General features: G+C 67.5%; 11 protein-coding genes. 9 read left to right on the top strand and 2 right to left on the bottom strand.

Features of this window, described 5'->3' with window-relative positions; all coding sequences use genetic code 11:
* Positions 1-61: 61 nt before the first annotated feature.
* Positions 62-1,510 (bottom strand): type VII secretion-associated serine protease mycosin, encoded by a 1,449-nt coding sequence (mycP, locus tag ACOQFL_RS03565; RefSeq protein WP_435542652.1) that lies wholly within the window; start codon positions 1,508-1,510, stop codon positions 62-64.
* A gap of 46 nt (positions 1,511-1,556) precedes the next feature.
* Complete coding sequence (gene eccD / locus ACOQFL_RS03560; RefSeq protein WP_435542651.1) at positions 1,557-2,969, bottom strand: type VII secretion integral membrane protein EccD; 1,413 nt, start codon at positions 2,967-2,969, stop codon at positions 1,557-1,559.
* 327 nt (positions 2,970-3,296) lie between these two features.
* On the opposite strand from eccD, the gene eccCa reads away from it, so the two are divergent.
* From eccCa to ACOQFL_RS03515, 9 genes are all read left to right on the top strand, one after another.
* Positions 3,297-7,349, top strand: coding sequence for a type VII secretion protein EccCa (gene eccCa / locus ACOQFL_RS03555; protein ID WP_435542650.1), 4,053 nt, complete (start codon positions 3,297-3,299; stop codon positions 7,347-7,349).
* Between the two features lie 205 nt (positions 7,350-7,554).
* Complete coding sequence (locus tag ACOQFL_RS03550) at positions 7,555-9,474, top strand: type VII secretion-associated protein (RefSeq protein WP_435542649.1); 1,920 nt, start codon at positions 7,555-7,557, stop codon at positions 9,472-9,474.
* A 190-nt stretch (positions 9,475-9,664) separates the two neighbouring features.
* Entirely contained in the window at positions 9,665-9,979 is a 315-nt protein-coding gene (locus tag ACOQFL_RS03545) for a WXG100 family type VII secretion target (protein ID WP_092626790.1), read from the top strand.
* A 53-nt stretch (positions 9,980-10,032) separates the two neighbouring features.
* Positions 10,033-10,323 (top strand): WXG100 family type VII secretion target, encoded by a 291-nt coding sequence (locus tag ACOQFL_RS03540; RefSeq protein WP_092626167.1) that lies wholly within the window; start codon positions 10,033-10,035, stop codon positions 10,321-10,323.
* 422 nt (positions 10,324-10,745) lie between these two features.
* Positions 10,746-11,192, top strand: coding sequence for a 50S ribosomal protein L13 (gene rplM / locus ACOQFL_RS03535; protein WP_092626165.1), 447 nt, complete (start codon positions 10,746-10,748; stop codon positions 11,190-11,192).
* The gene (gene rpsI, locus ACOQFL_RS03530) at positions 11,189-11,722 is read left to right on the top strand and encodes a 30S ribosomal protein S9 (RefSeq protein ID WP_435542648.1); all 534 of its coding nucleotides are present in this window, start codon (positions 11,189-11,191) and stop codon (positions 11,720-11,722) included. The genes rplM and rpsI overlap by 4 nt, the downstream gene beginning before the upstream one ends.
* Before the next feature lie 352 nt (positions 11,723-12,074).
* Positions 12,075-13,409 (top strand): phosphoglucosamine mutase, encoded by a 1,335-nt coding sequence (gene glmM, locus ACOQFL_RS03525; protein WP_435542647.1) that lies wholly within the window; start codon positions 12,075-12,077, stop codon positions 13,407-13,409.
* A 51-nt stretch (positions 13,410-13,460) separates the two neighbouring features.
* Positions 13,461-13,628 carry a hypothetical protein gene (locus ACOQFL_RS03520; protein WP_165400703.1) on the top strand — a complete coding sequence of 56 codons (168 nt, stop codon included), beginning with the start codon at positions 13,461-13,463 and terminating at the stop codon, positions 13,626-13,628.
* 566 nt (positions 13,629-14,194) lie between these two features.
* Positions 14,195-14,524, top strand: coding sequence for a hypothetical protein (locus ACOQFL_RS03515; protein WP_435542646.1), 330 nt, complete (start codon positions 14,195-14,197; stop codon positions 14,522-14,524).
* Positions 14,525-14,540: the final 16 nt, after the last annotated feature.

Below are 14,540 nucleotides of genomic sequence, written 5' to 3'. Positions count from 1 at the left end.
GACTCGTCGTCGGGAGGTTCCACCGAGCGAGCAACCCGGCGACCCGACCGGAAAACCTCGTTCAGGAGGTTTCCGGTCCCACCGGTGAGTCGCCCCGGTTCCGTGCCCGGACCCGTCGTACCGCGTTGAGCAGGAACGCCGTGAACAGCACGGTGGCCAGTCCGCCGATGGTCCCTCCCATCGCCACCGCGATGGCGGCCCAGTTCCGCTGCGGGAAGACGTGTGCCTCCAGGCGTCGCGGCTCGACCGGGGCGGCAGCCGCGTCGTGCTCGGCGGGGATGACGTCGTTGAGCGCGGCCATCGGGTTGATCATGCCGTAGCCGATGATGTCGTTACCGCCCTCGTTGCCACCGTGGTGCTGGGCGGTTTCGGTGATCCGGTGCATCACCTGGGCCGCGGACAGTTCCGGGTTCTTCTCCTTGATCAGCGCTGCCAGGCCGGAAACGTACGGTGCGGCGAAACTCGTGCCCTGCAAGGGCTGTGGCTGGCTGTTCGAGTCACGGGCGACGCGGTTCACCAGCCCCTTGCCGTCGATCCCCGGATCGAGCGAGATCAGGTCCTCACCGGGCGCGGCGACGTCCACCCACGGCCCGGGGATGGTGAATTCGGACGGTGCGCCCTGCCGGTTCACCGAGGCCACGGTCAGCACGTAATCGTCGAACCAGGCGGGTAGCACCGCGGTGCTCGGATCCCCGGGCTCGTTCTTCTCGCACTTGCCGCCGACGTTGCCCGCCGCGGCGACCAGGACCACATCCTGCTCGTAGGCCTGCCTGACGGCTTCGCGCAGTTTCCAGTTGGGTTCGTTGGGCGACAGGGCGCGGGAGAGCGTCTGACAGGAGGCCTGCGAGATGTTGATCACATCGGCGTCCTGTGCCACGGCGCTGGCGACGGCTTGGGCCATGGTCGCCGTGTTGCCGACCGTTTGGCCGGACTGCTCTTTCTGGTAGATCGAGGACGACTGGCGGATGGACAGGATCCTGCTCTCCGGTGCGACACCGACGAAGCCCGTCTCCTCCGAGTCGCTAGCGGCGATGATGCCCGCCACCACCGTGCCGTGTCCGTCGCAGTCCCGCAGCGCACCGCCCGTTATCTTGGAACCGCCCGCTTGGAGCCGTGATTCGAGCCGGGGGTGTTTGTTCACCCCGGTGTCGATCACGGCGACCGTCTGTCCCGCTCCGGTGAGCCCCTGTTCGTGGGCGCGGCCGAAACCGAGCACCCGTTGGCTCCAGGGCTGTCGTCTGAGTCGTGAGCCGTTCTCACTGGCTGCGAGACATGCCTGCTGCCGGGTGAAGCTGTTGTCCGGCGAGAGGTTGGCGGAGGAGACCGTCAGATCCTTCCCCTCCGGGACCGGGGGCAGCCGCAGTTCCTGCTCGCTTTCGGTTCCGGTTTCCTCCTCGTCCTGGGCGGTGGCCGGTGGTATCGGGCCACACACCAGGAGAGTGGCGGTCGCTGCCGAGATCGCCAGCGCACGCCGAAGGTTGCCACGGTGCACGGTTGTGGTTGAACGCATCACGCTTCCTTCGCAGCGGCTGTTCGGCGAATCGACGGAAGCTCCATCAGAACAGGCTGATGTTGAGATCGCGGATCGTCATGTACACGTCCATGACGCCCAGTGCCAGTGGAAGTACCAGTGCGATCAGCACCGCCTCGATGATGTCCACACTGCGACGCTGCACCGGTGAGAACCGCCGGTTGGGAAAGACGACGCCGAACACGATCGCCGCGACGCCGAGCAGCAGCAACGGCCAGAACACCCAGGTGAGCTTCTGCTGCGAGGTGGTCACCGCGGGAAGAAGTAGCCAGACGGTCGTGCCCAGTGCGGCGATCAGTCCGCTGAGCAGCAACGCGATCGCCTGGCTCCCGTTGGCGTAGTTGCGCCCCCGCAGCATCAGCACGGCCGATACCACCCCGGCCAGCAGCAGGCCCCAGATGTTCGGTGCCGTGGCGGCGATCACCGCTCCGAGCGCGGCCGTGCCGCCACATCCCACGATCAGGCCGGTCATGTACTTGTGCGCCAGACCGGACTGCCGTTGGATCTGGTGGTAGTCCGGAAAGCCGCCGTCCTCCTTGAGGTCCTCAGCGCTGCCGGGAACGTGCGGCAGCGGCAGCTTGGCCAGCTGGATCGTGATTCGGGGGAGCATCGATATCCCCGCCAGCCCCACCGCCGCGGCGCCCGAGGCCACGCCCGCGACGGTCGCGGCTGGAACCAGGGTGGCGACGAGGAATCCGATCACGGCGAACAGCGAGATCGTCGCGGCGGCGATGAAGTGGATGATGCCCGCGCCGATCACCATGAGCGAGACCGAGGCGAATATCAGTACCAGCGCGCTGGCCAGCAGCAGTTTCGGCCGCATGTCCTGGCCGGGCACGATGTTGAGCCCCGCCACAAAGGCCATCGGCAGTCCGCCCGCCGCGGCCAGTACCGTCCCGGTGGTCGCGGCGCCGTAGGCGCGGGCGACTATCGCGCCTATGCCGGTGGCGAAGATCGCGACCGCGAGTCCGACCACGGCGGCGATGATGTGGAAGATGATCCCTTGTGGAAGGGCGGCCATTCCCAGGGCCACGGCCGAGGCGATCATCGCCAGCGCGCCCGCGGCGTGTCCGGTTCTGGCGGCGGTCTCCTTGGTCCAGGGGCGGTAACTTCCCGGTTCCGCCTCGGCGAGCGCGTCCACCACGTCGTCGTACAGCGGCGGTGGTGGATCGTCCGACTTGCGTCGCAGCTGGAGCATGTCGCCGTCCACGATGCCGAGTGCCGCGAGAGTCTGACTGGTGTCCAGCGGTGCGTCACCCAGCTTCGCCAGGCACCAGCCGCCGTGACGTGCTCCGCCGTCCGGGGTGGCCTCGTGCGCCATGTCCAGCAACATCGGCAGCAGGTCCGCCACCGAGACGTCCGCGGGTAACGCGAGGTCTATGCGCGTCTTCGGCGCGACCACCGTCACGCGGCTGAATACCGTGGTCCCGGTCGCCACTTGGGCCCCCTAATCCCTAGTCTTTCGATGTCGATCCGTGTGTGTGCTCTACGCGCTCGGTTCGATCCAACCAAGCGGGATGTAATTCCGCGAAATCACCCCACTCGGACGCGTGGTCCTCTTAGTATGGCTGTACGAACCGGTTCGCGGGTTCGGTTTGTCAGAACCGTTCCGCACCGGTTCCCCGAGGATCACCGTGAGCGGGCTGTCCTGTGGCTACGCCGTCGTTTTCCGCCCCCGCGGTGGGGTGCGGTCCGGCCGGTTACAGAATGCTGCTTGCGCAGTTGACGACAGATCGCCGACAACATGGAAGGGTGCTGCTGTCCGGTGAGCACGCTGCAGTTCAAGCGACCGCCACGCATGGCCGCTCCAAAGCCGCCGGGTGGCGAGGTTCATCTCGAGTCTCCTCCCGAGATTCCGCGAGCGGTCCCCGGAAACATCGTGCAGAAGCTCCTTCCGGCCGTCATGATCGTGGCATCTCTCGGAATGATGGTCTTCATGCTTCAACGGGCCAGAAGCAACCCGATGATGATGATGATGCCGATGATGATGCTGGTTTCCACTGTGGGCATGATGGCCGGTGGTAACCAGGGCGGTGGGCAGAGCAAGGCCGAGATGAACGAGGACCGCAAGGACTACCTGCGGTATCTCGGACAGATGCGGGAACGGGCCAGACAGGCCGCGGACGAGCAGCGGCTGGCTCGTACCTGGGTTCATCCCGAACCGTCGACGTTGTGGTCGATCGCCACCAGTCGCCGGATGTGGGAGCGTCGTGCGGGCGACAGCGACTTCTGTCAGATCCGGGTCGGGCTCGGCTCCCAGCGGTTGGAGACCCGACTCGTGCCGCCGCAGACCGGTCCGGTCGACGAGCTGGAGCCGATAACCACCCTTGCGTTGCGCCGGTTCGTCCGCGCGCACTCGTTGGTCTCGGAGCTTCCCGTCGCGACCTCGCTGCGCGGTTTCGCCGCCATCGGCCTGCAGGGCGACCGCGAGACCACGCGCGCGCTGACCCGGGCGCTGCTGGCGCAGTTGGCGACTTTTCACACCCCGGACGACGTGGTCATCGCCGTCGCCAGCGGGGGGCGCTCCAGGGTCGAGTGGGACTGGGTCAAATGGTTGCCGCATTCCCAGCACCCCGAGCTCACGGACGGAATCGGCCAGCAGCGACTGATGGCGGGTTCGTTACGTGCCGTCGAGGAGATGCTCGCCGACCAGCTGGACGGCAGGCCTCGCTTCAACCGCAACAACGCACCGCCGGACGGTCCGCACGTCGTGATCGTGCTCGACGACGCCGAGATCAGCCGTGAGGAGCAGATTCTGCTCGAGGGCGGCATGACCGGAGTCACGCTGATCGATCTGTCCGATGTGCTCGGTGCGCTGACCACCAAGCGCGGGATGCGCATGGTCGTCGAGTCCGAGCGGGTCGGTGCTCGGAGCGGCAACAACGTCGAGTGGTTCGGTGTGCCGGACTCCATGACCAAGGAGGAAGCCACCGCGCTGGCCCGGCAGCTGTCCCCCTACCGCATGATGTCGGCCCGTACCGGCCAGACCGAGACCGAGAGCAGCGGGCAGGAGCCGCTCACCACGCCGCTCAACTACATCGAGCAGCTCGGCCTCAGCGGTGACCCGATCTCGTTCGACCTCAACGAGGCGTGGCGGCCCCGGCCGATACCGGAGCGCTACAAGGTCGCCATCGGTCCGGGCGAGGACGGTCAGGTCGTTTCGCTGGACATCAAGGAGACCGCGTCCGGCGGTATGGGACCGCACGGCCTGTGCATCGGCGCCACCGGTTCCGGTAAGTCCGAGTTCCTGCGCACGATCGTGCTCGGCCTGATGGCCACGCACTCCTCGACCGCGTTGAACTTCGTGCTGGTCGACTTCAAGGGTGGTGCGACGTTCAACGGGTTCGAGGCGGCTCCGCACGTCTCGGCGACCATCACCAACCTCGCCGACGACCTCACGCAGGTCGATCGGATGCAGGACGCGTTGGCGGGCGAGCTCAACCGGCGCCAGGAGGAACTGAACAAGGCGAAGGTCAAAAACGTCTGGGACTACGAGGAGGCCCGGCAGGCCGGTTCGGACCTGGCGCCGATGCCCGCCCTGTTCGTGGTCATCGACGAGTTCTCCGAGCTGCTGTCCACCAAGCCCGAGTTCGCCGAGCTGTTCAACATGATCGGGCGGTTGGGGCGTTCGCTGCAGGTGCACCTGCTGCTCGCCTCGCAGCGTCTCGAGGAGGGCAAGCTGCGGGGGCTGGACTCGCACCTCTCCTACCGGATCGGGCTCAAGACCTTCAATCAGGCCGAGTCGCGTGCCGCCATCGGTGTTCCCGACGCCGGTGACCTGCCCGCCACCGGTGGCCACGGTTACCTGAAGCATCCGGGCGGCATGGAGCGCTTCCGCGCGGCCTACGTCTCCGGCCACATGCACCAGGGCGGAGGCAAGCGCCGTACGGTCGCGGCTTCGCCGGTCACGGGGGAGAAGCGTCCCAGGTTCTTCGTGCCGGACTACATCGAACCGCCCGCGGAGCCGGAGCAGTCCGCGCAACCGGAGCCGGAACCAGAGGCGGAGCAGTCGGGCATCGTCGACAACGACGGCGACGGTCTGCCGGACAGCGACTTCCAACTCGTGATCAACAAGGTGCAGGGGCAGGGGCCACCCGCGCACCAGGTCTGGCTTCCCCCGCTGGACGCTCCGCCCACCCTGGACTCGGTGCTGCCGCCGCTCTCGGCGAGCGAGGACCGGGGCTACACCCCGGTCGGCAACGTCGGTAACGGAAAACTGCAGATTCCGGTCGGCATCATCGACATGCCCTATCAGCAGCGCCAGGACCACATGGTGGTCGATCTCGGCGGTGCCAACGGGCACGGGGCCGTGGTCGGCGGGCCGCAGTCGGGTAAGTCCAACCTGATGCGGACCCTGATCTGCTCGATGGCGCTGACCCACACCCCGCGGGAAGTGCAGTTCTACTGCGTGGATCTGGGTGGCGGTTCGATGGCCGCGCTGCAGAGCCTGCCGCACATCGGCGGTTTCGGCGGGCGTCGTGACCAGGACGTGGTGCGCAGGACCATCGCCGAGATCAAGCAGCTGGTCGCCGAGCGCGAAGCGAGGTTCCAGCAGCTCGGTGTGGACTCGATGTCCGACTTTCGCAAGCGCAAGGCGGAAGGCAGGATAACCGACGATCCCTACGGGGACGTTTTCCTGGTCATCGACGGTTGGGGCGCGTTCCGCAACGACTTCGAGACGTTGGAGCAGGACGTGCTCGACCTGGCCGCGCAGGGGCTGACCTTCGGGGTGCACGTGGTCGTCTCGGCCAATCGCTGGGCCGAGATCCGCCCCGCCCTCAAGGACCTGATCGGCACACGCTTCGAACTCAGGCTGGGTGACCCCAGCGAGTCCGAAGTGGACCGAAAGGTGGCCGTCAACGTCCCCTCCGGAAGGCCGGGACGCGGCCTGCACCCGAGCAAACTGCACTTCCTCACCGCCATTCCCAGGGTCGACAGCGAGAACCTCGGTGACCGGGCCGGCTGGGAGGCCTACAACCAGGATCTCTCCGACGGTGTCGCGGACCTGGTGACCAGGGTGCGCGATTCCTGGCAGGGCAAGCCCGCGCCGAAGGTGCGGTTGCTGCCCGACGTGCTTCCGCACGAACAGCTGCCGACGCCGGAGCAGCAGCCCAAACAGCGGTTGGTGCCGATCGGTATCAACGAGGACGGGCTGCAGCCGGTCTACCTGGACTTCGACGCGGAGCCGCACTTCTACGCCTTCGCCGAACGGGAAGCGGGCAAGACCGCACTGCTGCGCACCATCGTGCGCGGTATCACCACCCGCTACAGCCCCAAGGAAGCGCTGATCCTGCTGGTGGACTACCGGCGAACCATGCTCGGTTTCCTGGACACCGGACACCTGATGGAGTACGCCGTCTCCGCCGACCAGCTGCGCGGCAACATCAACGACGTCTGCAACGCGCTGAAGAATCGGCTGCCGGGGCCGGACGTCACCCAGGAGCAGCTCAAGAACCGCTCCTGGTGGTCCGGTCCGGAACTGTTCGTGGTCGCCGACGACTACGACCTGGTGGCCCCGCAGGGCAACAACCCGATGCAGCAGCTCGCCGAGTTCGTCCCGCAGGCCAGCGACGTCGGTCTGCACGTGGTGCTGGCGCGCAACTCCGGTGGCGCCAGCAGGGCGTTGTTCGAGCCGATCATCGGCAAGATGCGCGAGTCCTCGGCGCCGGGACTTGCCATGAGCGCCAACAAGGACGACGGTCAGCTCATCGGCAACATCAAGTCGCGGCAGCTGCCGCCCGGTAGGGGAACTCTGGTCAGCCGGAGTCTCAAGGGAGGTCCGCAGTTGATCCAGACCGCCTACATCCAGCCGGAGTGAACCCCTCCCGGCTACCTCGGGGTGGGCCCGTTCCCGAACGCGGGCCACCCCGAGGTCCGGTGGGGAGCTCGGCCGGTCGGGAACACCGTCGGACCGTTCGTGAACACCGTCGGCGAAGAGCGGAGAACTTCAATAGAGTGCTGATCGTAACCGGCGGCCGAGCGGCTCCGGTGTTCGACAACCGGCGGCACCAAAGGAGTTGTGCGTGACCCTGCACGTCGCGGTGGACTTCGGTACTTCCAGTACCTGCACCGTCGCCTCACTCGACGGTGCCGAACCACACGTGGTGGTCATCGACGGTCAGCCGTTGCTTTCCTCGGCGCTGTTCGCCTCGGCCGACGGCACGCTGTTCGTCGGCCAGGAGGCGGAGCGGCAGGCCGCCGTCGATCCGGCCCGCTTCGAACCGCATCCCAAACGCCGCATCGACGAGGGCGAGTTGCTGCTGGGCGGTACCGTGCTCGCCGTGGGCGACGCCATCCGCGCGGTGCTGACCCGGGCGCTCGACGAGGCCAGGCGCTACGCGGGCGGAGTGGCCGTCGATCTGCTGGTGCTGACCCACCCCGCCGACTGGGGGACGGTGCGCACCGGCAGGCTGCGCCACGCGGCGGCCGGGCTGGCCGCCGAAGTCGTGCTGCTGCCGGAGCCGGTCGGAGCGGCGGTCTTCCACGCCGCGGGCAACGGTCTGCCCGACGGCGCCGCGCTGGCCGTGCTCGATCTCGGCGGTGGAACGGTCGACGCGAGTCTGGTGCGCCGGGCCGACGAGTCCTTCCGGGTGCTGGCGACCCGTGGCAAACCCGATTTCGGTGGGGCGGACATCGACCAGGCGCTGCTGGAACACGTCGGCAGCACGGTCGAACCGGTCGATCCGGCGGCCTGGCGACAGCTCGTCGAGGGGCGCGAGATAGTCGACAGGCGGCGCAGAAGAGTGCTTCGGCAGGACGTGCGCGGCGCGAAGGAAACACTGTCCAGACACAGCTACACCGATGTTCCGTTGCCACCGCCGTTCTCGGACGCCCTCGTCACCAGGTCCGACCTGGAGTCGCTGATGGTGGCGTCGCTGAGCAACGTGGCCGATCTCGTCCCCGGTGTGCTGGCGGACGGTGGGGCGACGGAACAGGAACTCGCCGCGGTCTTCCTCGTCGGTGGTTCCAGCAGGGTGCCGATGGTCGCGCGGTTGATCCACGAACGAACCGGAATCGTGCCGACCACACTGGACCAGCCCGAGACCGTGGTGGCCCGCGGCGCGCTGCGGGCCGTGCGGGAGGACCCGACGCGTGAAGTCACGCGTGCGCTGCGCGTTCCTCCCGGATCCTGGCAGCCTACGAGTGGCCCTTCCGGCCGGGGTGGCGCACCGGCCCCGCCACCGTACGCCGGCGGTCCGCCCGCCCCCGGGGTTCAGGCGGGGGGCGGAACCGGGCACCGACCCACCGGTTCCACGGCGGGAGCGTGGTCGACCGGAAGCACGACACCGGTTTCCGGTGCGACCGCCTCCGGCGCGCCGAATCCCGGCGGCACCGGTTTTCCGGGGACCGCCGATTTTTCGGGTGTCCCCGGCGGGAAGGCGTCGCCGTGGCACACCGAACCGGCACGACGTGGGGGTTCCTCCCGGCGAAAACGGCTCTTCGTGGGCGCGGCGGTACTCCTCGCGCTGGGGGCGGTGGTCACGCTGTCGGTGGTGTGGTTCCTGCCTTCGGTGCGCGGTGGCAGCGTGACCCGTTACGGCTACGAGTTCGAGTACCCGGCGGGGTGGGAACAGGGCGGCGGTGCTCCCGAGCTGTGGGAGACGCGCATCCGACCCCCCGACTCCGGTGGTGACGAGGTGATCTCGGTGCGGGCGGGCAGACCGGGCTACGACGTGTCGGCGAACCGCCGACGATCCGTGCGTGAGTTGCGGGAGAAGTTCGAGAGTTCCGACAGCGAACTGTCCGGTTTCGAGTCGGACACCCGATTCGCGGGTGAACGGGTGGTTCACTATCGCGAAGGATTGTCCGGATCCGTTGTGGACTGGTACGTGCTGCACCGTTCGAAAACCAGAATCAGCATCGGCTGTCAGTACGATCCCGAGGGCAAACGACGTGTGACGGTGGGTTGTGAACGGGTCGTGCGCAGCATCTCGGTGGGGTGACCCCGTTCCGCCGGGTTCTGGCCTCCCCCGGTGACCTCCGGAGCGGGTTCGTGCGGAAGCGGTCTCCCCGGCGCGTTTACATGAGCAACGTGATCCGCGAAAAACCACGACACGGATGGAACCGTTCTGGCAATGTCTGCGTCGGAAGTTCGATCGATCTTTCAGCGACGGATTGAAGGGGGATTCCCAAATGGGTCAGGGATTCGGGACCGATGTAGAGCTGATGCAGCGCTCCGCTGCTCAGGTCGAGGAGGTCCGCAACAACGTCGATCAGGCGATCTCCAAGCTGCAGGGCGAGATCGACCCGGTCATCGCCTCCTGGGAGGGCACCGCGAGCCGGACCTTCCAGAAGCTGATGGACCAGTTCCGTCAGAACGCCGACGTCATCACCACGCGGCTGCAGGAGATCAGCGAGAACATCAAGTCCTCGGGTCAGGACTACGCGCAGCGCGACGAGGAGCAGGCCGCCGAGGTCTCCAAGATCGAGGGCATGCTCAACGGCTGAGCCGGTTGCCGGGTTTTCGAGTCCGATAATCTTCACAGAGGGGAACAAGTCTCATGAGTTCGATCAAGGTTGACTTCGGCCAGCTCAGTGCCGGTGCCGAGAGCCTGAACCAGGCCGCGACCAAGATCCAGGCGGAGCTCGACGAGCTGGAGCAGATGCTCAAGCCGCTGATCAGCACCTGGGAGGGCGCCGCGCAGGAGCAGTACTACGCCGCGCAGAAGGACTGGGACAACGCCGCGCAGAACATGCGTGAGATCACGGCCAAGATGGGCATGGCCATCAACGCGGCCAACGAGTCCTACCAGGCCGGTGAGCGTGCCAACGCCGCCAAGTTCGGCGGCTGAACCACGCCCTCCCGGCCACGTGCCCCCTGGATCGCAACGGGTCCAGGGGGCACGTGTTCGTCATGCCGCCCGTCCGATACCATGGCGCTGGTGCTGAGATAGGCCGAAGTTGGTCCTCGTCGCCGCCGTGGCTCCCGCGCGGGTCGTGGTTGGGAAACGGGGACCCGTTTCGACCCGCTTGTCAGCCACCGAGTACTCTCATCCGTTGTTGTGCGGTGGGTGTGTACGACCGCGAGATGACTCGGTGACCGGCCGAGGTGGAAAGCCCCGGGGGCGGCTCGCACGAGGTGACGGTCTCGATCGCTCGTGGGACGTACCGGTTCCCACGGGGTGAATCGGATCGCGATACGCCCCGACGTGATGGGCGACGGGACACGACTGCCGCACCGAGACTCCAACGCGAACGACGACGAGGTAGACCCGTGCGCACGTACAGCCCGAAGGCCGGCGAGGTGACCCACGCCTGGCATGTGATCGACGCCGAGGACGTAGTGCTCGGCCGGCTGGCCACCCAGGCCGCCACGCTGCTGCGTGGCAAGCACAAGCCGACCTATGCTCCGCACATGGACACCGGCGACTTCGTCGTCATCGTCAATGCCGAGAAGGTCGTCCTCACCGGTAAGAAGCGCGACCAGGCCTTCGTCTACCGGCACAGCGGTTATCCCGGCGGCCTGAAGAAGAACTCCTTCGGCGAGATGCTCGACAACAAGCCCGAGCGTCTGCTGGAGCAGACGATCAAGGGCATGCTGCCCAAGGGGAAGCTCGGTCGCGCGATGGCCAAGAAGCTCAGGGTCTACGCCGGGCCGGATCACCCGCACCACTCGCAGCAGCCGCAGCCCTTCGAGATCGAAACGAAGGCCAAGAAGTGACCGAGGGATACGAGGAAGAGCACGTGAGCACTCCAGAGACCGACGAAGCCCCGGCTCCCGAGGTCCTCGATTCAGAGGTCCCGGCCGACGAGCCGGCCCCTGAGCCTGAGGCTTTCGCTCAGGGCGTGGCGCCGTTTCCGTCCAGCAGGCCGATCCAGACCGTCGGGCGTCGCAAGAAGGCGATCGTTCGGGTTCGGTTGGTTCCCGGCACCGGCCGTTTCATCCTCAACGGCAAGTCGATGGACGACTACATGCCCAACCGGGTGCACCAGAACATCGCCCGTGAGCCGATGGAGCTGGTGGAGCGCACCGAGGGCTTCGACGTTTTCGTGAACCTCAGGGGCGGTGGCCCCTCCGGTCAGGCCGGTGCGCTGCGCATGGCGCTCGCCCGTGCCCTGGTGGCCTACCAGCCGGAGGACCGGCCCACCCTGAAGAAGGCAGGCATGCTCACGCGTGACCCGAGGGCCAAGGAACGCAAGAAGTACGGCCTCAAGAAGGCCAGGAAGTCCCCGCAGTACAGCAAGCGGTGACTTTTTCCGGGTTCGCCCGATCCGGCGAACCCGGTTCGCCCCGCCCGCCCCTCGCGTTGGCAGGAGCGGGGCGGTGTCGACATCCTGTGGGAGCAGTCTCGGTCGTCCGTCGGGCGCCGGGGCTGCTCCCGTGGTGTTTGGTCGGCGGAGTTCGGTGTTCGAGTGCGCGGTCGCGCCGGGCCGATAGGTTCCGGACGAGCCGAGTCGGACGTCGTAGCGAGACACCGGTCGGGTGACGCGGTTGGCCGCGCCACGCGTTCCGTGGTTTCGAGGGGCGCCGCACCGGTTCGGTCGCCCACCCCACCAAGTCTCAAACAGGCCCACGTGTGCCGTGAGCATCAGGAGGAAGCGGTTGTCCCGTCTGTTCGGCACCGACGGGGTGCGCGGTCTGGCCAATTCCGATCTCGGTCCGGAGCTGGCGATGTCCCTGGCGAGCACCGCTGCTCGGGTGCTCTACGACCGGGACGACTCACGTCGGCGCATCGCCCTGGTGGGGCGGGACCCCAGGGCCAGCGGTGAGATGCTCGAGGCCGCGGTGACGGCGGGGCTGACTTCCGCCGGGGCCGATGTGGTGCGCGTCGGGGTCCTACCGACACCCGCGGTCGCGCGGCTGGTGGCCGATACCGGGGCCGACCTGGGCGTGATGATCTCGGCCTCGCACAACCCGATGCCGGACAACGGGATCAAGCTGTTCGCGGCGGGCGGGCACAAGCTCGCCGATGCCCTCGAGGACGAGATCGCGGAACGGATGGCGGAGAACCCGGTCCGTCCGGTGGGGGAGCACGTCGGTCGCGTGCGGGACATGCCCGAGGCGCTGGACCGCTATGTGGACTACCTGCTCGACTCGACTCCCGGCTCGCTGCACGGGTTGCGGGTGGTGGTCGACTGTGCCCACGGTGCGGCCTTCCGGGCCGCGCCCGAGGCGTACCGGCGTGCCGGGGCGGAGGTTGTCGCGCTGCACGCCGAGCCGGACGGGCTCAACATCAACGCCGACGTCGGCTCGACCCGACCGGACCGGTTGCGCGCCGCGGTGGTGGAGCACGGCGCCGATCTGGGGATCGCCCACGACGGGGACGCGGACCGCTGCGTGGCGGTCGACGCCGCGGGTGAACTGGTCGACGGGGACCAGCTGCTGGCGATACTCGCCGTGGCGATGCGGGACTCCGGGGAGCTGACGGGGCGGACCGTCGTGGCCACGGTCATGAGCAACCTCGGGCTGCATCTGGCGATGCGCGAGCACGGTGTGGAACTCCGTACCACCGCGGTCGGGGACCGCTACGTGCTGGAGGAACTCCGCGACGGTGGGTTCTCCCTCGGCGGGGAGCAGTCCGGGCACATCGTGCTGCCGGACCACGCCACCACCGGTGACGGCCTGCTGACCGCGCTGCGGTTGATGTCGCGGATGGTGGCCGCCGGGGCTCCGTTGGCCGAGCTCGCGGACACCATGACCAGGCTGCCGCAGAGTTTGGTGAACGTTTCCGTGTCGGACAAGAGCACCGCGGTCAACGCTCCCGCGGTCTCCGCCGCGGTCGCCGACGCCGAATCGGAGCTGGGCGAGCACGGCAGGGTACTGCTGCGTCCCTCCGGAACCGAGCAGCTCGTACGGGTGATGGTGGAGGCCCCCACGGCTGAGTGCGCCAAGCGAACCGCGGAGCGACTGGCCGAGGTCGTTGGCTCGATCAGATGAATATGTGATCAAAGTCTCGCATTCGGCGCCCAGTTGTGAGAGCCTCGTCACATGGGTGCCATCGTTGTCACCATGTTGGTCGCGCTTTTCGCGATCAGCCTGGTCGCAGGTCTTGTCGTGTTGTCCGCTCTCGCCGTAGCGGGTGCCAAGGCAGCCACCTTGGCGCACGACGGCAGTAACTGGCTGGTGGAGCACTGGCCACGCCGTGCCAGGCCCTGACTGGCCGTTTCGACTCCCGACTCGCCGCGTGGAGTCCTGACCCGCCGCGTGGAGTCCTGGCCTTCACCGTTTCGAGCCCGGACTCGTGGCGCGGTGACTCGAATCCCGTGTCCGACCACTCGGTAGCCGGTGGGCGTGATCCGTCATGCGTTATTTCGTCGGCGATCTGCTCTACGTCCTGTTCCTACCTCTCCTCGTGATAGCCCTCGGGGCTATCGCCGTAGTGGTGCTCGTGTCCCCGCCGACTTGAGCAACAGCTCCGTTGGCGCGCGTACTGCCCGCTCCGGCGTGGCCGTTTCGCGGCAGCCGGTGGGCTTATCCGCGTGCCGTGGCTCGTTGAGCTGCTTCCGTCCCCCGTTCCTGATCGGGGCTCTTACGAGCGGCCGCGGAGTTGTCGTACCCGTCCGCTCGTGCCCGTGACGTCGGCTTTGCGTGTGCAATGACGTCGTCGAACCCTCACGGCGGCATCGCACGGTCTGGGATGATCCACGGTGCGCCGTACGGTCACCTTCCCGTGTCCGCGTTACGGGCGCTGGTCGGAACGAGCGGTTTAGGGGGACGACGTCATGAGCCGGTCGAACGGCTCCGTTGATTACGACGGCGAGGCGATGAAGCGGGTCGCCAACAGCACGCGGAACCTGGCGGACGCCTTCAACGCGGGAACGAACCTCGCGGAGTCGATCGAGTCGGGAGAGGGCACTTTCGGTCAGGTGGGCAGGGACATCGGCGTCGGCGCCGTTTTCGAGACCGCCTGCCAGGGCTTCGCCGGTTCACTCGGCAAGGCGCGGAACCATCTGACCGGGCTGGCCGAGAATGTCGAGTCCGCCTTCAGCGACATGGAATCGCGGGATCGGGCCCAGGCCGAGAACGTTTCCAAGGCCGGGGAGGGGGCGTAAACAGTGAGTGGTGCTG

Origin of the sequence: Actinopolyspora sabaoui (assembly GCF_051225635.1) — a bacterium.
In the GTDB taxonomy this organism is placed as follows: domain Bacteria; phylum Actinomycetota; class Actinomycetes; order Mycobacteriales; family Pseudonocardiaceae; genus Actinopolyspora.
This window is presented reverse-complemented; position numbering and strand designations above follow the sequence as displayed.